The organism is Shewanella psychrotolerans (assembly GCF_019457595.1).
GTDB classification, from domain to species: Bacteria; Pseudomonadota; Gammaproteobacteria; order Enterobacterales; family Shewanellaceae; genus Shewanella; species Shewanella psychrotolerans.
On record NZ_CP080419.1, the window covers coordinates 24,528 to 49,045 of the forward strand.

Here is a 24,518-nt window from a genome sequence, read left to right on the forward strand (position 1 = left end):
CTCTTGAGTGAAAGCTATTTGATTCCATCGGCATCGTTGATGGTTGAAGAAGAGATAAAGCATAGTCGCTTTATCTCTTTCTTATTTCACTGTTCATCAGAAAAAGAGCTTAAGTGTGCGCTCACTAACATTAAGAGTGAATACCCGGGGGCAAACCATTATTGTTATGCCTTTGTTGCTGGTGATCCTAGTAATACTGTTGCTATGGGGTCGAGTGATGATGGCGAACCCGCGGGGAGTGCAGGACGTCCAATGTTAGCGATGCTGCAAGGGGCTAATATCGGCGAATTAGGGGCGATTGTTGTACGTTATTTTGGTGGGACTAAACTTGGCGTGGGTGGTTTAGTTAGGGCTTACAGTTCGGGTATTAAGCAGGGCCTTACCCAGCTTGAAACCGAGACAAAGTTACTTCGTTACCCCGCTAAATTGATGTGCGACTATCACCAACTCAAAGATGTCGAGCATTTCTTGACTCGTTGCGAGGCTATTGTCGTCGACAAGGAGTTTACAGATAAAGTGTTACTTCACTTTATTATCCCTAAAAACCAACAATTGCAGCTTTCACAAGAGCTAGCAACTATGAGCCAAGGCTCGCTTAAGCCACAATTTGAAACTAAATTTTAGAGCACGATCTGTTATTGTGATTGTTAAATCTGCATGGTTTCACAATGTAACAATAAATTTTATACAACTGCGTGATGAATATGTGCGAAAATGCCGAAGTCTGCATGATGCCGTTATATGGATGAATAGAAAGCTTAGATGCAATATAGAACAATAATAAGAATAACGGGTTTGTTGATGGGCCTGTTTTCTTTGTCATTACTCCCACCAGCACTTGTTGCCGTGATCTATAAAGATGGTGGAGGTACGGCATTTATTCAGGCATTCTTTCTGAGTTTAGTTTTTGGATTTTTGTTTTGGTATCCGAACCGTCACCATAAGAAAGATCTACGAACTCGAGAGGGCTTCTTGCTGGTGGTATTGTTTTGGGGCGTTCTAGGCTCTATTGGTGCCGTTCCTTTCATTTTTTCGAGTCAGCCAGATTTATCTATTACAGACAGTGTTTTTGAATCCTTTTCGGCGCTGACTACGACTGGGGCCACGGTATTAGTTGGCCTAGACACTCTGCCTAAAGCAATTTTATTCTATCGTCATCTATTACAGTGGTTAGGAGGGATGGGGATCATTGTGCTTGCCGTCGCTATTTTACCTGTATTGGGCGTTGGGGGGATGCAGCTTTATCGAGCAGAAATACCTGGGCCAGTTAAAGACAGTAAGATGACCCCCAGAATAGCCGAAACCGCTAAGGCGTTATGGTATATCTACCTAGCGCTGACCATTGCCTGTGCGTTTGCTTATTGGATCGCTGGAATGGATGTGTTTGACGCCATCTGTCACTCTTTTTCGACTATTGCTATTGGCGGTTTTTCGACTCACGATGCCAGTATGGGGTATTTTGACAGTACGGCCATCAATATGGTTTGTGTGGTGTTCTTATTGATAGCAGCCCTCAATTTTAGCCTTCATTTTGCCGCCTTTACTCGGCGTGGTATTAATCTGAAAGTGTATTTTAGAGATGCTGAATTTAAAGCGTTGATCGTGATTCAATTGGCGTTGACTCTTATCTGTTTTGCGACGTTATATCATTCTGGCATCTATGATAGTGCTGAAGAAACCTTTGATTTTGCGTTATTCCAAGCTGTATCAATATCTACCACCGCCGGTTTCGGTACAGAAAGCTTTCATATGTGGCCGCTATTCTTGCCTATGTTGTTGATTTTTTCCAGTTTCATTGGTGGTTGTGGTGGTTCTACAGCTGGTGGCATTAAGGTGATGCGGATGATCTTATTGCTGCTGCAAGGTTCTAGAGAACTCAAACGTTTAATACATCCTCGAGGCATGTTCTCTATCCGTATTAATGGTAAGGCATTACCGGATCGTGTTATCGACGCTGTGTGGGGATTCTTTTCTGCTTATGCGTTAGTTTTTGTGGTTTGCATGTTGATCTTGATGGCGCTGGGTATGGATAATATTACCGCTTTTAGCGCTACTGCGGCGTGTTTAAACAACCTTGGCCCGGGACTTGGCGAAGTGGCGAGTAACTATGCAAGTATCGGTGATGGTGAAAAATGGGTTTTGGTCGTAGCGATGTTATTCGGTCGATTAGAAGTGTTTACCTTACTGGTGCTGTTTACACCGACTTTTTGGAAGAATTGATGAGCCGTACATTAATTATTTATTCAACTGTTGATGGTCAAACAAAAGCGATTTGTGATCGGATCCAGCAGATTTGTAAAACAGAAACACAGATGGTGACTATGGTTTCGCTAGAAGAAGCTCAGTCGGTCAATTTATCTTATTTCGATAAAGTGATTATCGGTGCCAGTATTCGTTATGGCAAACATAGGCCCGAACTGTTTCAGTATGTGAATCGTCACCGCGCAGCGCTTACCAGTAAGAAGAACGCTTTCTTCACGGTTAATGTTGTGGCGCGAAAGCCTGAGAAAAACACCCCTGAGACGAATCCCTATATGAAAAAGTTTATTCAACTTTCATTATGGCAACCGCAGCAGTTAGGTGTATTTGCTGGCAAAATTGATTATCCAAAGTATCGTTTCTTCGATAAGTTTATGATCCGTTTTATTATGTGGATCACCAAAGGACCAACTGATACCTCAGGAACTTATGAATTTACAGATTGGGATAAAGTTGAAGAGTTTGCGAAAGCCTTTAGTGAGCGCTAAAGGCTTTATTTTATGGTACAGAGTTATGCGCAGTAGCGCTTATAAAGAATAGAGATCACTTCGGTAACCTGCTCATTTTTTAAGGTGTAGTAGACGATCTGAGAACTCTTTCGGGTCGCTACTAAATCTTCTGCGCGTAAAACGGCTAAGTGTTGTGACAATGCTGATTGGCTTAACGGCACTGTCTCATTGAGCTGAGTGACGCTTAATTCATTGTCTAATAGCTGGCACAAGATCATCAATCTGTATGGATTCGCAATCGCTTTTAGCCATTTGGCTGCGCTCTGAGCGTTAGTGACCATTGTATCTACATCAATATCTTTTTGCATATGATGACTCTCTTGTATTCTACTTGATTAGCTAATTCTAATTGAGTGGTGTGGTGAAAGCAATGATACTCAGATAGTAGAAAGTGCTCAAACTTGAAAATGGGCAACTCAACAACGACATTACTTCAATTATGTTTCTATTCTACCGTTATTTTTTGTCGCATTTGGTGGTGTATTTCACAAAACCCTTAACTAATTTGTGATCCACAGGCCTGTTTTAGATGCACTTTATTGTAACAATGTTATTAGACTTCTTTTATTGTGGACGCTTTATGGCTTCGGTACTTATTGTTTATTACTCGCGTGGCGGACATACCGCTAAAATCACTCAAGCTATGGCCGAACACCTACGCCAACAAGGGCATGAGTGTGATCTTTTTAGGATTGGTGAGTCAGGTGACATAAATTGGGATAAGTACGATAGTGTTGCTCTGGGTGCATGCGTACTCTACGGCACTTACGACAAGTCGGTTTTTGCATTTGTAGACCAATATCAGCAGCAACTTGAAGCCAAACCTAACAGCTTCTTTAGCGTTAATGTCGTCGCGCGTAATCCTGAGAAACGTATCCCTGAAAATAATAAGTATCTTCAGAAATTTATCGAACTTTCTGCTTGGAAACCTAAAGATGTTAAAGTGATTGCGGGTAAGGTGGACTATCCTTCATGGCGTTGGTATGACCGTTGGATGATCCAGTTAATCATGAAGATGACCGATGGACCTACCGATCCTAAGGCGGTAATCGACTACACTGACTGGCAGGATGTTAATGTGTATGCGGAGCATTTGATAGACTTACCCAAATAACGATTGATTTCCTAAAGAGCCTATATGGCTCTTTTTCTTTTCTAGGAGAACGCATTTTTGCCAGAGTGCTAGCCTTTTTGAGCTGTTACTGATGCTTGTCATCTGGTAAGACCTCTGTTAGCCTTTTCTGCCCCCATTTATACGGATGTTAATGTTATGAATCTCTACTTTCGCTTGTTTTGGCTGATGTTTTGGCGCGTGCGCCATTGCCGTAAGATCGATTTTCTTGGTACAAGTAGAATTGATTATCGGGCGCTGCCATTAGATTGCGATATCAACTTTCATCTGACTAATTCTCGTTATCCTGCGTTTATGGATTTGGCTCGTACTTATATGCTGGCAGAAATGGGGCTTTTAAAACGATTTTTAAAACTCAAGTGGATGCCTATCGTTAACGCTGCTGAATTTACTTATATTCGTGATATTAAGCCACTACATAAGTTTCAAATAGAGAGTAAGGTTGTTGGCTGGGATGAGAAATATTTTTATGTTGAGCAGCGCTTTGTTAGCGATGGTACTTTACGCTGCATCGTTCATGTCCGCGGGGTGTTTGTCTCTAATCGTAAGCAAGTTCCGATAACAGAGATGATTAAAGAAGCGGGATTTGAAGGTGAGACTCCAGTTTTGCCACCAGAAGTTGCAAAATGGAAGGAATTTCTTCAGCTTAAAAAAGAGCGCAATATCTAGGGCTCGTTGATTTTTCGGGTTGAATTTTACGGAATAGGGCGGAAACCTGCGAGTACAGCCGCTTTTTGTAGTTCGACTTCTTCTCGAACTTGTATCCAAGCACCACGGGTTTCTGCTTGATATAGGTATCTATCGATCTCGTCAAATTCATACAGTTTAAATTCAATTTTTGCATCAATGAGACACGGTATCAGAGCACAATCTGCTAGTGTGAAACTATCTCCACATATCCAGTGATTAACAGCCAGTTTATCATTTAGCATGTTAATCGTTGCCAACACTTCTTTTTCAAGCTGCTTTAGCTTGATCGGATTTTGCTCCGCTCTGGCTTGTATTTGTTCAACTAAATAGAGTTTGTTGTTTAAATCGTTATCAATCAGTCGATCAAATAGCCGGACATCGAGAGCGCGTTCAAATTGTTGTGGAATCAATCGTGTTCCGGTTGAAAATTGGTGATCTATATATTCGATAATAATCGTTGATTCTGGCAGTAGTTCGCCCACGCTATTTTTGAGCAATGGGAGTTTTCCGGGTGGGTATTGATGCTTAAATTGCTGCCGCGAGAATGGGTCGCTTAGATCTATTACTCTTGGATAAAAGTTAGCTTGTTTCTCATAAAGCGCAATGAGTACTTTTTGAGAGTACCGAGACAGGGGATGGTAGAACAATTCCATCGTTATCAGTCTCCGTATGTCTCAATTTGATACCTTAACTGTAGCGTGACTTTAGTGCTTTAGCAGAAACTTTCATCAAAAATGGTGACTTGGTGAAGTTAGTTTTACTGCTTAGTGGGCCTTATTGATAAAGACGTCGCTGTAAAAAAGTGAGCATCGCATGCACTCTTGCTGGGATAACATCTTCAAAATCATGCAACGCAAAAATTCCGCCTTTTCCTAAGTGGTAATCAGGCATTATTCTGCGCAGCAAACCTTCTTGTATTGGTTGCTTAACCAGATGCTCTGGCAACATGGCTATGCCTAACCCTTCTTTGGCTAAAGTTAAGGTGCCAACAAGGGTATTGCAGTTGATAAAGGGCGTTAGTTGCAGGTTAAACTTGTCGCCTTCACTATTCTCAAACTGACAATTGCGCGGTAGCTGATGAGTGCTATGCATTATCCATTGGTGATGGGGCAGGCTATCGGGGTGTGATGGTGAGCCATGGGTTGCAAGGTATTCGGGACCTGCAACTAAATATTCATCATATTCAGCTAATTCAACAGCGACCAGTTGTTCGTTATCGGCCTGACCTACCTGAATAGCAATATCGATATTATGTTCGAGTAAGTCGAGTTTACGGTCTTCAAATAACAAACAGAGATGTATATGAGGATAGTGCTTCGTAAACTCCCTAAATAGCGGCACCAAAGCGAGTTCACCTATGGCTACAGGTGCGGATATCTTTATTGTGCCATGCAATTGATCATCGCTTGGTATTATTGATGCTTCCGCCTGTTTTGCCAGTTTTAGTAGCTCTGCACAATAGTAATAGAATTGCTTTCCCTCTTGAGTCAAAGAGAGCTTACGTGTGGTGCGATAAAGTAGCTTGAGTTGGCAGTGAGCCTCTAATCGTTTTAGATGCTGACTCACCATAGAGCGACTAATGTTAAGCGCCTCTCCGGCTGCGGTGAGTGAACCTTTCTCCACAACACTGGCAAAAACCAACATTCGGTAAAGTTGTGATGGATCCATATTTCTTTTCCTTCATTGCGCCCCAATTGTTTAGTTGAGGTTATCAAACAAACAATCTTATGATTATTTATTATTCATTTTATGCAATGTGTCAAAGTGGTCTATCGATTGTGTGGGATTTATTGCAGGGCTTTTTGATCGTTTTTTCGTTTTGAGTGGTATTGTACTTGTAGATTTGGAACATCATTTTTATGGATGTTATTTAATAATTAATGCAGAGAATTACGTTTGGAATCTTTTGAACAAATTTACCATCGCGCATGCGAACGCAAAGGGGGCGAAGCTTCGTTGCAGGCTCTAATGCCACGGCTAGTCGATAACAAAGCGATTGAACAGTATAGCGACGCACAATTGTTATCTGAGATCAGCAAGAAAGTGTTTCAGTGTGGTTTTGTTTGGCGAATTGTAGACAACAAGTGGCCTGCATATGAGCAAGCCTTTTTTAATTTTGAACCCCATAAAGTGTTAATGCTATCGCCTGAGCAATTACAGCAGCGTGCTAGTGATGAGAATTTGATTCGTCATCTCAAGAAAACGATGGCGATATATGATAACGCCTTGATGATACATGAGGTGAAATTGAAACATGGTAGCTTTGCCAAGTTTATTGCCGATTGGCCAAGTGATGACATCATAGGCTTATGGAGTGAGCTTAAACGTCTTGGCAATCGTCTTGGCGGCAATACAGGCCCCTATTTTTTAAGAGCGATAGGAAAAGACACCTTTTTACTGACTGATGACATAAAAGGTTACTTGAAGGCCCATAATCTCATTGATTATGGATTTACCTCGAAGAGTGGGCTAAAGCAGGTTCAAGCTGTGTTTAATGCTTGGCAGCAAGAGTCTGGGTTATCATTTGCCGAGATCAGCAGGATCGTCGCGTGCAGCGTCGGGGATAACCGTATTTAGTCTTGATTAGCTGTCGATTGATATTGTTTATTTGGCATTATTACGCTGTTGATATATAGCATTTAAGATCAGTTATCGCCCAGTGTGACTTGAAATTCACTCTTCTTGGGCTTTTTATATCGTACTTTTAACTGATTTTTACTTGATGTGATGATGTATATGGTTGATCGTGGTGATCACATTTTTAAAACATTAGCTATTCTTTTGGTGGTCTTTCGTTGCTTTTTTAACCCAAGAGTAATATTGGTAAGTGGTTTAACATAATAATTTGCATTAACTTACAAAATTGGCCGTGTATTGTTCTTGTCGGCATTGGCTAGGTGTGAGATAAATACTATCTCAATTTTTAAAATAAATTATGCCTCCAAAAGACAGCCCTATAGCATTTGCTATCAATGGGCGTTTTTTGTTGTGGCCTTGATTAGGAGTTCTCATGCGGCAAATAGTTAAAATTGCCTCAGTTATTGGTGTGGCGTTATGGATAACGGGTTGTGGTCAGCAAGAGGCACAAAGTCAGTCAGCTGCGGCTCCACGAAGTACCGAAGTCGGTGTGATCAAGGTTGTTGCTCAACCACAAGCAATTCAAGTCGAATTGCCAGGGAGAAGCAAGGCATTCTTAGAGGCTGAGGTTAGACCTCAGGTTTCCGGTATCATTACCGAGCGCGGCTTCGTTGAGGGCGCTGAGGTTAAAAAAGGACAGTCGCTGTACCAAATTGACTCGTCAACTTATCGAGCTGCTTTAGTGAGTGCTGAAGCGGATCTCGCTCGTGCAAATGCAAGCTTAGCTTCGGCTAAAGCGAAAGCTGCCCGTTATAAGGCGCTGCTAACAACGAATGCAATTAGTGAACAAGACTTTGATGAAGCGGATGCGGCTTATAAAGAAGCATTAGCGGGTGTCACCGTTGCTAAAGCTGCGATAAATACTGCAACAATTAATCTTGAGTATACTCAAGTTCAAGCGCCGATCTCTGGCCGTATTGGTAAATCTAGTGTCACCGCTGGTGCATTGGTTACGGCGAATCAAAGCCAAACCTTAGCGACGATTCAACAGCTTGATCCTATTAACGTCGATATTGCGCAATCGAGTGCGCAACTGCTCCGTTTAAAAGCCAAGCTAAAACAGGGCTCATTGCAGGCTACAGAAAATGCTGACGTGACCTTGGTTCTGGAAGATGGCAGCCAATACCCTCATTCTGGTACGCTACAGTTTTCTGAGGTGAGTGTTGATGAAAATACAGGGTCGGTCACTTTACGTGCTGAATTCCCTAACCCTGATGGCGTATTGCTACCTGGTATGTATGTACGTGCCGTGCTCAATGCGGGTACAGATCCGAAAGCGATACTCGTTCCTCAAAAGGCGATAACCCGCAATACCAAAGGCCAAGCCGTTGCTATGGTCATTGGTGCTGACAACAAAGTTGAACCACGCGTTGTCACTACTGCCGAGGTTATTGATCATCAGTGGCGTATAACCGATGGGTTGGCTGTAGGTGATCAACTGATTGTTGAGGGACTACAAAAAATTCGTCCAGGAGCAGCTGTTATCGGTAAGCCTATAAGCGATATGACATCAGATAAGCAACAACAAAAGTAGGGTAAAATTATGGCTCGTTTTTTTATCGATCGCCCTATCTTTGCCTGGGTGATTGCAATTATTGTTATGTTGGCCGGGGTGCTTTCTATTATGAACCTCCCCGTGTCTCAATACCCGAGTATCGCACCGCCAACAGTGACGATTAGTGCTGTTTATCCAGGCGCATCAGCTAAGACCATGGAAGATACCGTTACTCAGGTGATTGAGCAGCGTATGACGGGTATTGACCATCTACGTTATATCTCGTCAACCAGTGACAGTTTTGGTAATGCTCAGATCACCTTGACCTTTAATGCCGAGGCAGATCCTGATATCGCTCAGGTTCAGGTGCAGAACAAGTTACAACTTGCTATGCCTCTGTTACCTCAAGAAGTGCAGGCGCAAGGGGTTAAGGTTAACAAATCCAGCTCGGGTTTCTTGATGGTACTCGGGTTCGTATCTCAAGATGGTTCTCTGGACAAGAATGATATTTCGGATTATGTGGGATCAAATATTCAAGATCCTATGAGCCGTGTTGCAGGGGTGGGTGAGATCCAGCTATTTGGCGCGCAATATGCAATGCGTATTTGGCTAGATCCGCTGAAATTAACTCAATATAACCTCACCAGCCAAGATATTCTAGCATCGATTCGTGAGCAAAATGCTCAAGTTTCTGCCGGTCAATTGGGTGGCGCGCCAGCAATTAAGGGGCAGGTATTAAATGCGACCGTTTCTGCACAGAGTCGTCTGCAAACGGCCGAAGAGTTTAAGAAGATCATCATTAAGTCTGATACTTCTGGCGCTAAGGTTTTTCTTGAAGATGTTGCTCGTGTTGAACTCGGTGCCGAAAGTTATGCGGTAGAATCTTATTATAACGGTAAGCCTGCGGCTGGTTTGGCGATTAAGCTCGCCACTGGTGCTAATGCATTGGCTACCGCAGAGCTTGTGCGCGAAAAAATTGATGAGATGAAGCCCTTCTTCCCTCAAGGGTTAGATGTGGTTTATCCCTATGATACGACGCCATTTGTCGATAAGTCGATTGAGGGTGTTGTTCACACGTTAATAGAAGCTGTGGTGTTGGTATTTGTTATCATGTACCTATTCTTGCAGAACTTCCGCGCAACCCTAATTCCAACCATTGCTGTCCCCGTTGTGTTACTTGGTACCTTCGCAGTTTTGTCTGCGGCCGGTTTCTCTATCAATACACTCACAATGTTCGCGATGGTGCTAGCTATTGGCTTGCTGGTGGATGATGCCATTGTGGTGGTCGAAAACGTTGAGCGTGTGATGCAAGAAGAGGGGTTAAGCCCGTTAGAAGCCACACGTAAATCGATGGATCAGATCACTGGAGCACTTGTTGGTATCGGTCTGACACTGTCGGCGGTATTTGTGCCTATGGCGTTTATGTCGGGTTCTACCGGCGTTATCTATCGTCAGTTCTCAGTGACTATCGTATCGGCGATGGCGCTCTCCGTGATGGTAGCGATTATTCTGACGCCGGCCCTGTGTGCCACCATGTTGAAACCTATTGCTAAAGGGCACCATGGAATCGAAACCGGTTTCTTTGGTTGGTTTAACCGTAGCTTCGATAAGATGACTTCGCGTTATGAGGCGAGTGTCGCGGCGATGATCAAGCGCGCTGGACGCGTCATGTTGATCTATCTGGCCCTGACCGTTGCTGTGGGCTGGATCTTCATGCGCATGCCGACAGCTTTCTTGCCTGATGAAGACCAAGGTATTTTGTTTACTCAGGCGATTTTGCCAACAAACTCAACCCAAGAAAGCACGAAGAAAGTGATGGAGAAAGTCACAGACTTTTATCTCGATCAAGAGGGAGACAATGTTAAGTCGGTCTTCAGCGTTTCAGGCTTTAGTTTCGCTGGTAGCGGTCAAAACATGGGTCTTGCGTTTGTCGGATTAAAGGATTGGTCTGAACGAAAAAATCCAGGTCAAGATATACAGTCTATTTCCAGACGCGCCATGGGGGCCTTCTCTCAGATGAAAGAAGCCTTTGTATTTGCGTTTGTACCGCCAGCGGTAATCGAGCTGGGGACAGCCAATGGTTTTGATTTTTATCTGCAAGATAGAAATGGTCAAGGTCACGAAAAGCTACTCGAAGCACGTAATATGCTGTTAGGTATGGCTGCACAGAATCCTAATTTAGTTGGTGTTCGCCCTAATGGCCAAGAAGATGCGCCCATGTACCAAATCCATGTTGATCATGCCAAGCTTAGAGCATTGGGGGTCGATATTGATTCGGTAAACAGTGTCCTCGGAACTGCTTGGGGTGGTAGTTATGTGAATGACTTCATTGATCGTGGTCGTGTTAAGAAAGTATACGTTCAAGGTGATGCACAATATCGTATGCAACCTGAAGATCTTGACTCGTGGTACGTGAGAAATGCTCAAGGTGAGATGGTTCCGTTTTCGGCATTCGCAACCGGTAGCTGGGAGTTTGGCTCTCCACGCCTAGAGCGTTTTAATGGTCTTCCTGCTATGAATATCCAAGGCGGAACAGCACCTGGTTACAGTACTGGTACTGCTATGGCAGATATCGAAGCTATGGTGGATAAGTTACCACCTGGATTTGGTGTTGAATGGAATGGCCTATCATATGAAGAGCGTTTATCGGGCAACCAAGCGCCAGCGTTATATGCATTGTCTATTATGGTCGTGTTCTTGGTACTTGCTGCGCTCTATGAGAGTTGGTCGGTTCCATTTGCGGTCGTGTTAGTGGTTCCTTTGGGAATTATTGGTGCACTTCTGGCGATGAATGGCCGTGGTTTACCCAACGATGTATTCTTCCAAGTGGGTCTATTAACGACTGTGGGTCTAGCGACTAAGAACGCTATTTTGATTGTTGAATTTGCCAAAGACTTCTACGATCAAGGTGCTGGTTTAGTTGAAGCAACCTTACATGCGGTTCGTGTGCGTTTGCGCCCCATTTTGATGACCTCACTTGCTTTTGGTCTCGGGGTTGTTCCGCTAGCGATTAGTTCTGGTGTAGGTTCTGGCAGTCAGAATGCTATCGGTACAGGCGTATTGGGCGGCATGATGAGCTCGACATTCCTAGGGATCTTCTTTATTCCGATCTTCTTTGTTATCGTTGAACGAATTTTTAGTAAACGAGAGCGTAATGGCGGTAGCGATGCAGCCAAAGTGGACTCACCAATAAAAGACTAATCGGTCAGCGATCTGAAATCGAAAACCCAGCGCAAGCTGGGTTTTTTATTATGTATAAGGTGTTGCACTTAAAAGAATTTTCATTAAAGATGTTTGCCTAATAATAAGCCATTAGGTAATAACAGATGCGCCCTAAATTTTCCTATATCTCCGCTGTTTTTTTTATATGCTTTAGTGTCTCTGCGGCCAACTCTGATGTGCCAGCATCGACTCCTCAAGTTGTCGATACTTACGTCAATGATACGATTCTGCCACCAAGCATTGTGTGGCATGGTGAAAGTGAGTCTCTGTTGATGGCCGCCGATGATCCATGGGCTACCCCATTTGAGCAACAAGGGCTGAAGAGCAGTCCGAGTTATGATGAAACCTTTGCTTGGCTCGACAAGCTGATTGCCACCAGTGACAAGCTGCACAAGGTTTCGCTGGGCAAGAGCCCTCAGGGGCGGGATATCTGGATGATTGTGGCATCGCAAGAGGGCGTTAATACTCCTGAGGAGCTGCAGGCTAACGGCAAGCCCAGCTTGCTGGTGCAGGCAGGTATTCACTCGGGTGAGATTGATGGCAAGGATGCGGGCATGATGTTGCTGCGCGACATGGTTATGGGAGATAAGCAGGCCCTGCTAGATGGGGCGAATCTTCTGTTTGTACCTATCTTCAGCGTCGATGCCCATGAGCGTAGCGGGCAATTTAATCGCGTGAATCAAAGAGGCCCGGTGGAGATGGGCTGGCGCACCACGGCCAACAACCTCAACCTCAATCGTGACTATGCCAAGGCCGATAGCTTAGAGATGCAGCATATGTTGGCGGCGATTAATCGCTGGCAACCAGATCTCTATATTGATGTGCATGTTACTGACGGTATCGACTATCAATATGACGTCACCTTTGGCTACAACCTGGCTCAGGGACTTAGCCCCGCCAGTTATCGCTGGCTCAATGATAAGTATCGACCTTTGGTCGAACAGGCGCTGACAGCTCAAGGGCATGTGCCCGGCCCCTTGGTATTTGCCATCGACAATCGCGACATGAGTCAGGGCATGTCCTTGTGGAATGCGAGCCCACGTTACTCAAACGGTTATGGTGACGCACGCCATCTGCCCACCATACTGATCGAAAATCACAGCCTTAAGCCCTTTAAGCAGCGGGTACTCGGCACCTATGTGATGCTGGCATCGACTCTGGATATCTTAGCTGAGCAGGGCACGGCCCTGCGCAGTGCCATCAAGCAGGATAGCTACCGCTATAGCGATCGTATCACTCTGACCTGGCAGTCGGAGAAGCAGCCTAAAGGATGGGACTTCAAGGGGATCGACTATCGCCTGGAGCAGAGTCCCATTAGTGGTGAGACGGTGGTGCGTTGGACTGGCGAGCCCAAGCTATATGAGAATTTACCCGTTATCGGTAATACCCAGGCAGAGATTAAGGTGAATCGCCCTTCGGCTTACTATATTCCACCTCAGTGGCAAGAGGTGATCGAGCGCCTGAACATTCATGGCATACGCATGACGCGTTTGGAGCAGCCTACCGAGTTGACCCTGACCCAATATCAATTTGGAGAGCCGACGTTTGCCGCTAAGGATTACGAGGGACGCCAGCGAGTCTCTGCGCCCGTATTGAGTCATAAGACGAAGCTTGAGCTGCCTGCTGGCACTGTAAAGATCAGCACACAGCAGCCACTCGGTGACCTGGCCATTCTCTTGTTGGAGCCGCAATCACCGGATTCGCTGCTGCAGTGGGGTTTCTTTAATCCCATCTTTACCCGTACCGAATATATCGAGCATTATGCGGTAGAGCCTTTGGCGGTTAAGATGCTGAAAGAAGATCCAGCCCTAGCGGCCGAGTTTGAGGCCGCGTTAAAAGATCCTGAATTCGCCAAGGACGCCGAGGCGAGACTGCGTTGGTTCTATGAGCGTAGCCCTTACTATGACAAGCAGTACAGGGTTTATCCCGTGCTGAGAGACTAAACAAAAAAGCAGGCTTAGCCTGCTTTTTTATGTTTTAGCTTAGATAGTTGGCTTGGTCGCCGACACGCTGAATACCAGAGGAATGGGCTTGCCTTGATGCAATTGATAATATCTGGGTCTGTCGCTAGTCAGCCCTAGACTTTCACCCGTCACCAGATTGTCAAAGGTGTCATAGGGGCTGAAGGGATATTCCTGTATAGCGTCGATTCTCAGCCCTGCGCCAACTAAAGCGTTTATCACATCGGCCAGAGAGTGTGGCCAGGTCACCATGGTGTGTTTGTTGTCGCTGGCATTTTCCGTATAGGTGCCTTCCTCCTCCACATCTGGCTCTTGCTGGGCAAAGTAGCTGTAGCCTTCCATCAGCGCCTGCACCGGGTGAAACTCCACCATATAAAATTGGCCACCGGGCTTTAGCGACTGATGAATCAGCTTGGCCCAGCGGCTGAGATCCGGTAGCCAACAGAGGGCGCCATAGGAGGTATAGACGATATCAAATTGTTGTTGCAGTCGATCGGCGGCCTCGTAAAGATCGCAACAGGTAAAGTCTGCGGTTAGCTGGCAGGCATCGGCCAGTCGTCTTGCGTGATGGATGGCGGTATCGGAGAGATCCACCCCTGTTACCTTGGCACCCATGCGCGCAAAGGAGAGGGTATCCAAGCCGAAGTGACATTGCAGGTGCAGTAGGCTTTTTTCCTTCACTTCTAGGTCTGCTAGCTCTATCTCCTGCAGCGAGCTGCTGCCGACGAGAAAGCCATCCACATCGTAGAAGCTTGAGTCCAGATGCTCTAGGGTTCTGTGGTTCCAGGCTGTTCGGTTGAGGGTTAAATAGTCCATGCCTTTGCCTTATAAGTTGATGATGTATTTCACTAAATAGTAACTAATCCCACGATTGAGATGGTGATATATCCTTAGCGCAATGCCACTCTGTGGATAATAACATATAAAAAACAACCAGATAACTTTTGGCATGTTATCTGCTTTAGATGAGCTAGCAAAGCGCTGCGGCGTTTGGGATTTTTAGCAGATATTAAGGAAGGTTTTTATGTTGGCTCGCTCACTGGCTATGATTACGGCTCTGATTTTCGGACTCACAGGATGTATTGTGAATGTGAATGGCGCGGGAAGGGATAACTTCGACTATCACAAGCAGGTGCAACTGACATTGGCAGCGAGTGAATTAGATACCCTGATGGCGCACACCGGGGCAGGCGCCCTGAAGGTGATCGGAGATGCGTCGGTAGAGAGTATTACTTTGGATGCAGACATTTATGGTTATGATGGCGCCGAGCCAGAATTAACCTTAGTTCGCTCTGGTAACAAGGCTAAGCTGGTTGCTAATTTCGACGCCTTCAGCCGACTCTCTTTTTCGAGCAGCCGTTCTCCTTACATCGATCTCGTGGTCAAGGTGCCAGCCCACATGCAGCTGGATATTAATGATGGCTCAGGTGCCATAGCTATTCGCGGCGTGCTGGCGGATATGCAGATTGAAGATGGTTCTGGAGCGATAGATATCGACGGTGGCAAAAAGCTCACTATCGACGATGGCTCTGGCAGCATTGTATTGGCTAATGTTGACGGTAACATTAACCTAGAAGATGGTTCGGGATCGATTGAGATTAATCAGGTTAATGGTGATGTGAGCGTAAAGGATGGCTCTGGCTCAATGACTATCCAAAACATTGTCGGTAAGGTCACTGTCGATGATGGTTCTGGTGGTATTCGCGTTGAAAACAGCAAAGGATTACACATTGTTGAATCAGGCTCGGGAGACCTAAGCTTTGATAACATTAATGGCCCTGTTCGTATGGACTAGTTGGGTTAATAGGGTCGCTAACTAAATACTCTTCCCGGCGCAGCGGCTAATCACTATCAGGTTTATTAATTATAAATTTGATAGTGTTAGCCAATGCCCACCCTAAGAACAAGGTGATTTATTCGTTTGGCGTTTGAGTTGAATTAGCCTTGCGCGCTGTGAGACTTGGCAAGTTAAGAATAGAGTGCTAACAAATAAGAATGCACTAGTGGTCCCGATGGAAAACGGTGTGTTAGACGTTTGTCACCGATGCCAGTAAGTATCTCAAGTACAGTTACGAGACGTGGGCATCGCTTCAACAACGGCACCAAAATTAGAGACGATATAGAGGCGATAAATAGGCGGATAATGAGTTCTGGTCGCTTAATAAGGCAACAAAGCATCAATATGCCTAAAGCCTGCTCATTGCCTCGATTGGTTAGCAGCATTGCTGTCAGTCGGCTATTTAGGGTGACGCCCCATTTATGCTCGGGAAGATGGCTAAATGGGTCTCTGGATTGCCGATGAACAAAATAGAGGGGGGGGGCGAAAAAAACACAAGCTCCAAATGCCCTTATTGTCGCAGAATGGGTATTAGTGAATTTGGTTAGTTTGAGGGGACGTAAAGCATCTCTTTTATAAATGAGTCGCCAGTTTATCTAGATTGATGTGAAGAAAGCGTGAATAAAGGCTGATTGCCACGAGTCTAGGTTTGACTCATGGCGCAGAATTTACGATTAAGTTTTATTGACTGCCATGAATTTATTTTTAACTCTTTGGCTTACCAAATCTTTGATGTCATATTGATACCAAATGAGACTTGCAGCAGTGGCAAGAAGCCCCCATCTAAGCGCCATTACTTGCCAGATGAGCTGTTTATCAAAGCTCTTCTCTAACTCACAGACGAGTAGCACTAGCCAAAGAAAACTGACCATGATGGCATTATGGAATTTAGATAACTTGGTATATGGGAAATAAGCGGCGAAGTACGCACAAAATAATCCGACAAATGCACCCATTATAATATCCAGAGGCCAATGTGCTCCGACTATGATACGTGATAGCCCCACAATAGCGGCGAAGCCAATGGCTAATGTTTTGATATTTCTACATTGATAGGCAAAAAATAGGGTCCCAGCAAACAGAAAGGCAGTCGCGGTATGGCCTGATGGGAAACTGTTATTTAAACGAGTTTCACCAACAATATTAATTACTTCTAACAGTGCTGCTGGTCGGGGAGCATCAAAATACTGTTTTAAGGTGGGGACAATTATTAGTGACAATACGCTGGCAATTAACACCCTTATTATTAGCTCCGGGCGTTTAATGACGAAGCAAAGGGTGATGAGCCCCAATGTAACGCCATTACCCAAATCGGTAAGTAGTGTCAGCGACCAGTCGGGGAAATATGGTGCAATACCATTAAATTGCCTAAAAAGGTATAGGTTGATCGAAGACTCTAAAGTGAATAGATAACCGATCGAAAATATAAAGAGTAAACCTAAAAATCCCCGTCCTTGGTGTTTATTTTGCCTAGAGCATCCCTCTGCCTTAGCTTGTAAAAATATGCTCATATTGTTCTCAAATAAGCGGGGTAGCCCACAATAGATGCTTGTTGCAGGGAAGTAAAGTCAACAACTTTAGATAAACAGGCTTTTTACAGTTTTTTAGCGTTATGTCTCGTATTATTTAGCTGTTCGTCCCTAATAAAACTGAGGTTTAGTCGACCCTTTTGAGAGTGTGACTATTTGCATCATTTTGTATTAAAGCTAATTTTTGCTGTTTCTTAAGCTTTTTCACTGCAACTTCTCTTTTCAATGCTTGTGAGTGGTTTCCGACAGACTCCCTATAAACTAATCGTAGTGGAGCTTTGCCACGCAGAAATTTAGCAGCTTTTGGGCCGCTAAGTTGGTGCTCTTTGAAACGACGCTCTATATCAGTGGTTATGCCGGTGTAGAGCTGACCTTGGCAGCATTCAATGATATACAAGAACCAAGGCTTTTCTGTTATTGGCATTAACGACTACCCGTTTGCTGTTGGTTTATTAGGCCAAGAAAAAAGGCGTACTCTTCTGCGGTATCTTGGTAGCGGCGATAGCGGCCACTTTTGCCACCATGGCCAGCCTCCATATCGATATGGAATAACAATAAGTGATCGTCAGTTTTGTATTCTCTAAGTTTAGCCACCCATTTAGCTGGCTCGAAATATTGAACCTGCGAATCATGAAGGCCTGTGGTAACGAGTAGATGAGGATAGCTTTGGCTGGTTACCTGATCATAAGGAGAATAACTCAACATATAGTCAAAAGCGGCTTTTTGATTAGGATTACCCCACTCATCATACTCATTGGTTGTTAGTGGAATCGACTCATCGAGCATGGTGGTAACAATATCCACAAAGGGAACATGAGCCGCGACAGCAAGATAGTGTTGCGGCGCTTGATTTATCACTGCCCCCATCAATAAACCTCCGGCGCTTCCTCCAGCTGCAACAATTTTGTTTGGGTCAGCATATTGTTGGTCGATGAGGGCGTTGGTGACATCGATAAAATCATTAAAGCTATTTTTCTTGTTCATTAACCGACCAGCATCGTACCAAGGGCGACCAAGCATCTCGCCACCTCGAACGTGGGCAATCGCATAAACCACGCCTCTATCGAGCAAACTTAATATTGAGTTGTCGAAGTCTGCATCTATCGTGTAACCATAGGCGCCGTAGCCATATTGGTATAAGGCGTTAGTGCCATCTTTGTTAAAGTGGTCCTTACGATAAACTAAGGTGACAGGGATTTTGGCTCCATCTCTGGCATCAACGAATAGGCGCTCAGTCTGGTAATTATTGCTGTCAAAATCTCCGAGGACATTCTCTTGTTTTAACAGCTTTTTATTCGATGGGTTATTTAAATCGTATTGATAGATAGACTCTGGCGTGGATGGACTAGAATAGTAGACCCTAAGCTGATCGCTCTCTTGATTCGGGTTAACATCAAAGCCGACCACATAAGCCTCATCATCAAAGGAAAGTTGATAGCTAGGTTGGTCACTAAATGGATAAACGGTGATATGGCTTAATCCTAGATGACGATGTTGAACAATGAGATGATTTTTAAGTACTAAGAGATCTTCTATGCGCCTTTGATCATCTGCGGGTATCAGCTCCTGCCAGTGTTGTTTGTTGGCAAATTTCGTTTCACAGACTTTCATCAAGCGAAAGTTAACGGCTTGCCAATTGGTGAGAATGTAATAGTCGTTTCCATGTTTAGCGACCGAGTATTCATGACCAACTTCTCTTGTCAGCAATGGTTTGAACTCGGCTAATGGCTGATTGGCATCGATAACCGACACTTCGCTGGTTTCCGTGCTTTCATGAATTAACAGGATGCGAGTTTCATCTAAGCTTTTGGTTAAAGAGAGATAGAAGCTGTCATCTTGTTCTTCGTAAACTAACTGGTCATCAGCTTGAGCTTGCCCTAGTCGGTGACGAAAGACCTGAAACCCAAGTAAGGTTTGCGGATCCTTTCTGATATAAAAAAGATGTTGGTTATCATTAGCCCACACCATGCTTCCATCGGTATCGTTAAGGGTGTCTGATAACAGGCTGCGATTGTTAAGATCTTTTATTTGGATGGTATAAATGCGGCGACTTAATCTATCCTCGCTAAAGGCGAGTAATTGCTCGTTTGGACTAATACTAAAGCCCCCCAAGCCGTAAAACTCATATCCCTCAGCGCGCTGATTGACATTGAGTAACACCTCTTCATCAGCATCTATGGTTTTTTTGCGCGCAAAAATGGGATATTCGCCCCCTAGCTGGTAGCGGCTAAAATACCAATGCTGGTGCCAGTAGTAGGGCGCGCTTGACTCATCTTTGTCGAGTCGGCCAATTAGTTCTTGAAATAGCTCGTCTTGCAAGCGCTTAAATGGCGCAAACTGCGCTTGATAATACTCATTTTCATGGTTGAGATGAGCTATTACATCGGGCGACTGGCGTTCATCATCGCGCATCCAATAGTAGTTATCTATTCGAGTTTTACCATGCAGGGTGATTGAATGAGGCATTTTTGCTGCAATGGGCGGGGATATTGATGACATCAAATTTAACCTTTTGTCGAAATTTAACTATTGGGTTTTGGACTCACCGTTGAGATTAGGTGATCTAGCTAAGACTTGTCACCCTCTAGCTTGTCATTTAATACAATTTGGCGCACCATTATCGTGCTTGTCTATTATAAGACAGCAATTCTCAGGGCGGGGTGTGACTCCCCACCGGCGGTGATAGTTTGTTATAGAACTTAAGCCCGCGAGCGCCTAAATCATCAAAGATATAGGGTCAGCAGATCTGGTGCGCTTTACGCCATGTAAAGTCATTCCAGAGCCGACGGTAATGAGCACTATAGGTGCGCTAAGTCCGGATGAAAGAGAATATAAGATGTCGTGATTGTGCAGCATTACCTCATTGGAGCTAAAGCTGACTAGGTCTATTACCATTCTTATTCAACGCAACAAGAAGCGATAGCTTGTGCTGTGTTATTTTCTGTATGCCCTGATTCTGGAAAAAAACCATTTTATTAGTATTACTAAGGATTTAACCATGAATCAGTCTTTACTTTCTCCCTTTGGTGACGCAATTTCACGCGTCGAAACTGCGCTTGAAGCCTTACGAGCTGGTAATGGGGTTCTCGTTGTTGACGATGAAGATCGTGAGAATGAGGGCGATCTTATCTATTCTGCAGAACATTTAACCAACGAACAGATGGCACTACTTATCCGTGAATGTAGCGGTATTGTGTGTCTCTGTTTACCGGCAGAAAAGGTCGAACAGCTTGAATTACCGCCTATGGTTGAGGATAACTCTAGCCAATATGGTACAGCTTTCACGGTAAGTATTGAGGCGAAAGTGGGTGTAACCACAGGCGTTTCGGCGGCTGACCGTGTGACAACTATTAAGGCCGCGATTGCAGATGGTGCCACTGCAAATGATCTCGCCCGTCCTGGTCATGTTTACCCATTACGGGCTCAACCAGGTGGGGTGCTTACCCGTCGTGGTCATACCGAAGGTACTATCGATTTAATGCAATTGGCGGGTTTAAAGCCTGCTGGCGTATTGTGTGAAGTCACCAATGTCGATGGAACTATGGCAAGACTGCCAGAGATTATCGAATTTGGTCATCAACATAAAATGCCAGTATTAACCATTGAGGATATTGTTGTTTATCGTAAATCCCTCATGGCCGAAGCTTGCTAATAGTCTAACTAGTTAACAAAGGGTCTTAAATTGGCTCTTTGTTAACTTATATGCATAAATATAATTCTATCTCATATTATTTTTTAAAGTGTTTCTTACTGTGGCTATCGCTAGTTTTAGTGGCAGTTTTGAGGTCACTTGTTTTTCGTTTTCTCAAAATAAGAATAAAAAATAATGACTTATGCTATCTAAGTTGTTTTAACTTCATTTTCGTGACCAAGATTAGACTTTAGTGAACTAGGCGTGACCTTAGGTATCAGCTATGGTACTTATCTCAGACCTAGAATTTGCGTCTGCTCTTGATTATTAAGCAAGGAGCGCTTAGAAAATGTCTCCAGTCCTTAATCGGATTAGCCTTAACCAAAAACTGATCCTGCTCGCGGCTATTCCTATGTTGCTATTTTTGATATTTGGCAGCTTAAGAATGTTCGATCTGGTGATGCAGTATCAGATTGCGCAGCGTCATGCCATCGGCGTCTCGGTTTCTAGGCTCGTAGAGGCTGTTATTTTTGATATTCAGGTTGAGCGTACGCTTTCTGCGGGTTATATGAGTGGTAATGGCGACGACAGGTACCAACAACTGGTTAGCCAAAGAGAAGCGACCGACAGTGACTTACAAGCGCTATTAGATTCCCCTTTTTTAGCGGATTTACCACAATTAGCTAATTCACAAACATCTGCGAAAGCCAATTTGCAACATAATATTCAACAACTTAAGTTGATGAGGGGGCGGTTGGTCAATGCGCGGCAATGGGTCGATTCGCAGAGCGAACAGTTGTTTTTCTCATTTTATAATAAGTTTAATCAGCATCTTTTTGCCTTGATTGCTCAGTTACAAATATTGTCACAAGATATTGAGCAGCAACAAGCCTATGGCAACCTTCTTTCAATACTCAAATTTCAGGAGCTCATGGCTAAAGAGCGTGGCTTGATGAATCAGTTTATCTCTGCCGATTATATTGATGTGAAGGCCTATATGGGGGTTAGCGAGATAGAAAAAAATCTTAATGTGGCCCTTGATGACGTGCTGCTAAATGCATCGCCGCAATATCGCTCGTTAATTCAAAAGAGTTTAGATAATCAGTTTACTCATCGATTGCAAACTATGCGAGATGATATACGAGGACAGGTACAGTTAGTTTCGATGGCGAACCAGCTGAGTGCTGTTTTAGGTTATGGCGGGTTAATCCATAGTTTTGAAAATTACCTATTACGTGGAGAAGAGCAATATTTAGATCGCTTTAATGCCGCAATGCAGCAAATTGGGACGATTTTAGACAGTCGAAGTTCCCTAGTGCCATTATCTGTTGGGCAATCGAATTCTATCGGTCAGTTGTTGGCTGGCATCCAGCAGTATCAGCAAAACTTGGACAAATTATTTTTGCTCAAAGAGCAAGGAGTATCGTTAGCTCGGCAAGACAGCCTGGTGCGGATTGATGATTCGCTGATTATTACGGCATTATCAAAGTTGCAGCAACAGGCTCCGAGTGTCAGTGCCGAGCTATGGTGGCAAGTCTCCAGTGAAGCTATGGATCAGCTTTCTCGGCTCAATTCTCAACTCACAGATGACATTGCGCAGATTGGTGAAAAACAGAAGAGAGAGGCGCTAACTTATTTGCTATTAGGTATTGTTGTTGGGTTAGTGAACTTTCTACTTTTAATCTTTATGGGGCGCTATGTCGTCAATAACTTGAGCGATCGCATCTCGACGATTTCTAACCTTATGCATCGTATGAGCTGTGACACTAACTTGCAGCTCACCGTACCGGTTGATGGTAACGATGAGGTGGCAAAAATGTCGATGGCGCTAAATCGTATGTTGACCGAACGTTTGAAGGCTCATTGTCAGTTAAATCTTGCCTCTGCGGTATTTGAACATTGTGCCGAAGGAATTGTGGTCACAGATAAAGATAATTTGATTGAAGCGGTTAATCCTGCTTTTTCTGACATTACCGGTTACAGTTTTGATGAGGTTAAAGGGCGTTCACCATCGGTATTAAGCTCCAACCATCAACCCGCGCATTTTTATCAGCATATGTGGGAATCACTATCCAAACAGGGAAAGTGGCAGGGAGAGATTTGGAACAAACGTAAAAATGGTCAAATTTATCCTGAGTATCTTGCCATCACCGTCGTTAAAAATGATGAAGGTCGGGTGATACAACATATTGGCTTATTCCTTGATATCAGTAATCGTAAAAAATATGAAAAGGATCTCTGGTACAAAACCAATTACGATGCTTTGACTAATTTGCCTGGCCGTGAACTATACCATGTCCGCTTATCGCAGATGTTACAGTTGGCGGAGCAAGCGTGTTGCGCTATTGCCGTGCTGTTTATTGATTTAGACCGGTTTAAATATATCAATGACATTTATGGTCATGCGACTGGCGATGAGTTATTGCGGATCGTTGCGGCAAGGCTTGAATCTCTGCTTGAGCAACATGATTTTGTGGCGAGATTAAGCGGGGATGAATTTGTTGTCGTGATCGGTCACACCGAACATCAAGGGCGTATTGAATCCCGAACTAATGAAATTTTACAGCATCTTTCAGCTCCCTTTGGGATTAACCGTAATGACCTGTTGATTTCAGCGAGTATCGGTATCAGTTGTTATCCTGATAATGGTAGTGACGTCGAGTCTTTGACTCGTAATGCAGAGACTGCCATGTATCAAGCAAAGCAGGAGGGAAGAAACGGTTTTAGTTTTTTCTCTGCCGATATGAATACCAGTATGCTTGCACGAGTATCATTAGAGCAGGCTCTACGTCGCGCTGTATTGCAAAATGAATTCTGTCTCCACTATCAGCCGATTATTAATACGCTGACAGGTCAAGTGGTTGCGGTAGAGGCGCTTATTCGTTGGCAAGATCCTAAAAATGGGCTTGTTTCGCCAGATCGGTTTATCCCTATCGCTGAGGAGACCGGATTAATTGAACCGATAGGCGAATGGGTACTTAATCAGGCGTTGAGCGATTTAAGAGAGTGGCACGACAAAGGCTATATGATCAATATGGCCATTAATGTCTCTGGTCGCCAGTTGGTTAAAAGCAAAGACAATCATTTCGCATGCCTTCTAAATGGGTTACTGCAGAAGTTTGGTGTACCTTCTCAGTCATTGCATATTGAAATCACCGAATCGATGCTCATGGATGACACCGAAAAATCACTCAATGCGCTAAATAGTATTCGTTCTCTTGGTATAGAAATCTATTTAGATGATTTTGGCACCGGATATTCTTCACTGAGTTACCTCAAGCGCTTTCCTATATCTGTGATTAAAATTGACAAAAGTTTTGTCGACAACATGTTAGATGAACCCGCCGATGCTAATTTAATTAAAGCCATTATCACCATGGGACAAAGTTTAGATATGAAGCTCGTGGCAGAAGGGGTTGAGGATGAATCTCAATTGCAGTTTTTACAAAAGTTAGGCTGTGATTACACTCAAGGTTACCTCGTCTCTAGACCCCTTGAAAGTGATGATTTGCAGGTGTTTTTGGCTGAGAATGGCGCGCGGCAGCTTGAGGAGTGTGAGCTGAGTTGTGAACCAATATAAGGGCAGGAGGCCGCCCTTATTACTGAATCAGAGATA

The 24,518-nt window shown here is 44.2% G+C and carries 19 protein-coding genes and 1 riboswitch; of the genes, 12 read left to right on the plus strand and 7 right to left on the minus strand.

Annotated features, from left to right (window positions below; all coding sequences use genetic code 11):
• The first annotated feature begins 3 nt into the window (after positions 1-3).
• The 3 genes from K0I62_RS00100 to hemG (K0I62_RS00110) all read left to right on the plus strand — a co-directional run bounded on the left by K0I62_RS00100 (position 4) and on the right by hemG (K0I62_RS00110) (position 2,747).
• Positions 4-624 (plus strand): YigZ family protein, encoded by a 621-nt coding sequence (locus K0I62_RS00100; protein WP_220069600.1) that lies wholly within the window; start codon positions 4-6, stop codon positions 622-624.
• Positions 625-762: 138 nt separating this feature from the next.
• Positions 763-2,220, plus strand: coding sequence for a TrkH family potassium uptake protein (locus K0I62_RS00105; protein WP_220069601.1), 1,458 nt, complete (start codon positions 763-765; stop codon positions 2,218-2,220).
• On the plus strand, positions 2,220-2,747 hold the full coding sequence (gene hemG / locus K0I62_RS00110; RefSeq protein WP_220069602.1) for a menaquinone-dependent protoporphyrinogen IX dehydrogenase: 528 nt from the start codon (positions 2,220-2,222) through the stop codon (positions 2,745-2,747). Before K0I62_RS00105 ends, hemG (K0I62_RS00110) begins: the two co-directional genes overlap by 1 nt.
• 23 nt (positions 2,748-2,770) lie before the next feature.
• On the opposite strand, the gene K0I62_RS00115 is transcribed toward hemG (K0I62_RS00110), so the two are convergent.
• Positions 2,771-3,076, minus strand: a complete 306-nt coding sequence (locus K0I62_RS00115) for an ArsR/SmtB family transcription factor (protein ID WP_028763438.1) — start codon at positions 3,074-3,076, stop codon at positions 2,771-2,773.
• Positions 3,077-3,348: 272 nt separating this feature from the next.
• On the opposite strand from K0I62_RS00115, the gene hemG (K0I62_RS00120) reads away from it, so the two are divergent.
• Positions 3,349-3,882, plus strand: a complete 534-nt coding sequence (gene hemG / locus K0I62_RS00120; protein WP_220069603.1) for a menaquinone-dependent protoporphyrinogen IX dehydrogenase — start codon at positions 3,349-3,351, stop codon at positions 3,880-3,882.
• Positions 3,883-4,038: 156 nt separating this feature from the next.
• On the plus strand, positions 4,039-4,569 hold the full coding sequence (locus K0I62_RS00125; protein ID WP_220069604.1) for a thioesterase family protein: 531 nt from the start codon (positions 4,039-4,041) through the stop codon (positions 4,567-4,569).
• Positions 4,570-4,595: 26 nt separating this feature from the next.
• Here the strand turns inward: K0I62_RS00125 and K0I62_RS00130 are convergent, their stop codons facing one another.
• Positions 4,596-5,243, minus strand: coding sequence for a glutathione S-transferase family protein (locus K0I62_RS00130; protein ID WP_220069605.1), 648 nt, complete (start codon positions 5,241-5,243; stop codon positions 4,596-4,598).
• 121 nt (positions 5,244-5,364) lie between these two features.
• A complete protein-coding gene (locus K0I62_RS00135) occupies positions 5,365-6,258 on the minus strand; it encodes a LysR family transcriptional regulator (RefSeq protein WP_220069606.1) in 894 nt (297 codons plus the stop codon).
• 228 nt (positions 6,259-6,486) lie between these two features.
• On the opposite strand from K0I62_RS00135, the gene K0I62_RS00140 reads away from it, so the two are divergent.
• The 4 genes from K0I62_RS00140 to K0I62_RS00155 all read left to right on the plus strand — a co-directional run bounded on the left by K0I62_RS00140 (position 6,487) and on the right by K0I62_RS00155 (position 13,887).
• On the plus strand, positions 6,487-7,167 hold the full coding sequence (locus K0I62_RS00140) for a DNA-3-methyladenine glycosylase I (RefSeq protein WP_258405052.1): 681 nt from the start codon (positions 6,487-6,489) through the stop codon (positions 7,165-7,167).
• Between the two features lie 433 nt (positions 7,168-7,600).
• Complete coding sequence (locus K0I62_RS00145; protein WP_220069607.1) at positions 7,601-8,761, plus strand: efflux RND transporter periplasmic adaptor subunit; 1,161 nt, start codon at positions 7,601-7,603, stop codon at positions 8,759-8,761.
• A gap of 9 nt (positions 8,762-8,770) precedes the next feature.
• Positions 8,771-11,923, plus strand: a complete 3,153-nt coding sequence (locus K0I62_RS00150; protein WP_220069608.1) for an efflux RND transporter permease subunit — start codon at positions 8,771-8,773, stop codon at positions 11,921-11,923.
• A gap of 125 nt (positions 11,924-12,048) precedes the next feature.
• Complete coding sequence (locus K0I62_RS00155) at positions 12,049-13,887, plus strand: M14 family metallopeptidase (protein ID WP_220069609.1); 1,839 nt, start codon at positions 12,049-12,051, stop codon at positions 13,885-13,887.
• A gap of 39 nt (positions 13,888-13,926) precedes the next feature.
• Here K0I62_RS00155 and K0I62_RS00160 read toward each other — a convergent pair whose 3' ends face one another.
• Positions 13,927-14,721 (minus strand): class I SAM-dependent methyltransferase, encoded by a 795-nt coding sequence (locus K0I62_RS00160; protein WP_220069610.1) that lies wholly within the window; start codon positions 14,719-14,721, stop codon positions 13,927-13,929.
• A gap of 208 nt (positions 14,722-14,929) precedes the next feature.
• On the opposite strand from K0I62_RS00160, the gene K0I62_RS00165 reads away from it, so the two are divergent.
• Complete coding sequence (locus tag K0I62_RS00165) at positions 14,930-15,700, plus strand: DUF4097 family beta strand repeat-containing protein (protein ID WP_220069611.1); 771 nt, start codon at positions 14,930-14,932, stop codon at positions 15,698-15,700.
• 716 nt (positions 15,701-16,416) lie between these two features.
• Here K0I62_RS00165 and K0I62_RS00170 read toward each other — a convergent pair.
• The 3 genes from K0I62_RS00170 to K0I62_RS00180 form a co-directional block, all read right to left on the minus strand.
• Entirely contained in the window at positions 16,417-17,253 is an 837-nt protein-coding gene (locus K0I62_RS00170; RefSeq protein ID WP_220069612.1) for a phosphatase PAP2 family protein, read from the minus strand.
• Between the two features lie 145 nt (positions 17,254-17,398).
• A complete protein-coding gene (locus K0I62_RS00175) occupies positions 17,399-17,695 on the minus strand; it encodes a GIY-YIG nuclease family protein (RefSeq protein WP_220069613.1) in 297 nt (98 codons plus the stop codon).
• Positions 17,695-19,770, minus strand: a complete 2,076-nt coding sequence (locus tag K0I62_RS00180; RefSeq protein WP_220069614.1) for a S9 family peptidase — start codon at positions 19,768-19,770, stop codon at positions 17,695-17,697. The genes K0I62_RS00175 and K0I62_RS00180 overlap by 1 nt, the downstream gene beginning before the upstream one ends.
• A 143-nt stretch (positions 19,771-19,913) precedes the next feature.
• Positions 19,914-20,106: riboswitch (FMN riboswitch) on the plus strand.
• A 163-nt stretch (positions 20,107-20,269) separates the two neighbouring features.
• On the opposite strand from K0I62_RS00180, the gene ribB reads away from it, so the two are divergent.
• Together ribB and K0I62_RS00190 are read left to right on the plus strand one after the other, a co-directional pair.
• The gene (ribB, locus tag K0I62_RS00185; RefSeq protein ID WP_220069615.1) at positions 20,270-20,923 is read left to right on the plus strand and encodes a 3,4-dihydroxy-2-butanone-4-phosphate synthase; all 654 of its coding nucleotides are present in this window, start codon (positions 20,270-20,272) and stop codon (positions 20,921-20,923) included.
• Positions 20,924-21,251: 328 nt separating this feature from the next.
• Positions 21,252-24,482, plus strand: coding sequence for an EAL domain-containing protein (locus tag K0I62_RS00190; protein ID WP_220069616.1), 3,231 nt, complete (start codon positions 21,252-21,254; stop codon positions 24,480-24,482).
• Positions 24,483-24,518: the final 36 nt, after the last annotated feature.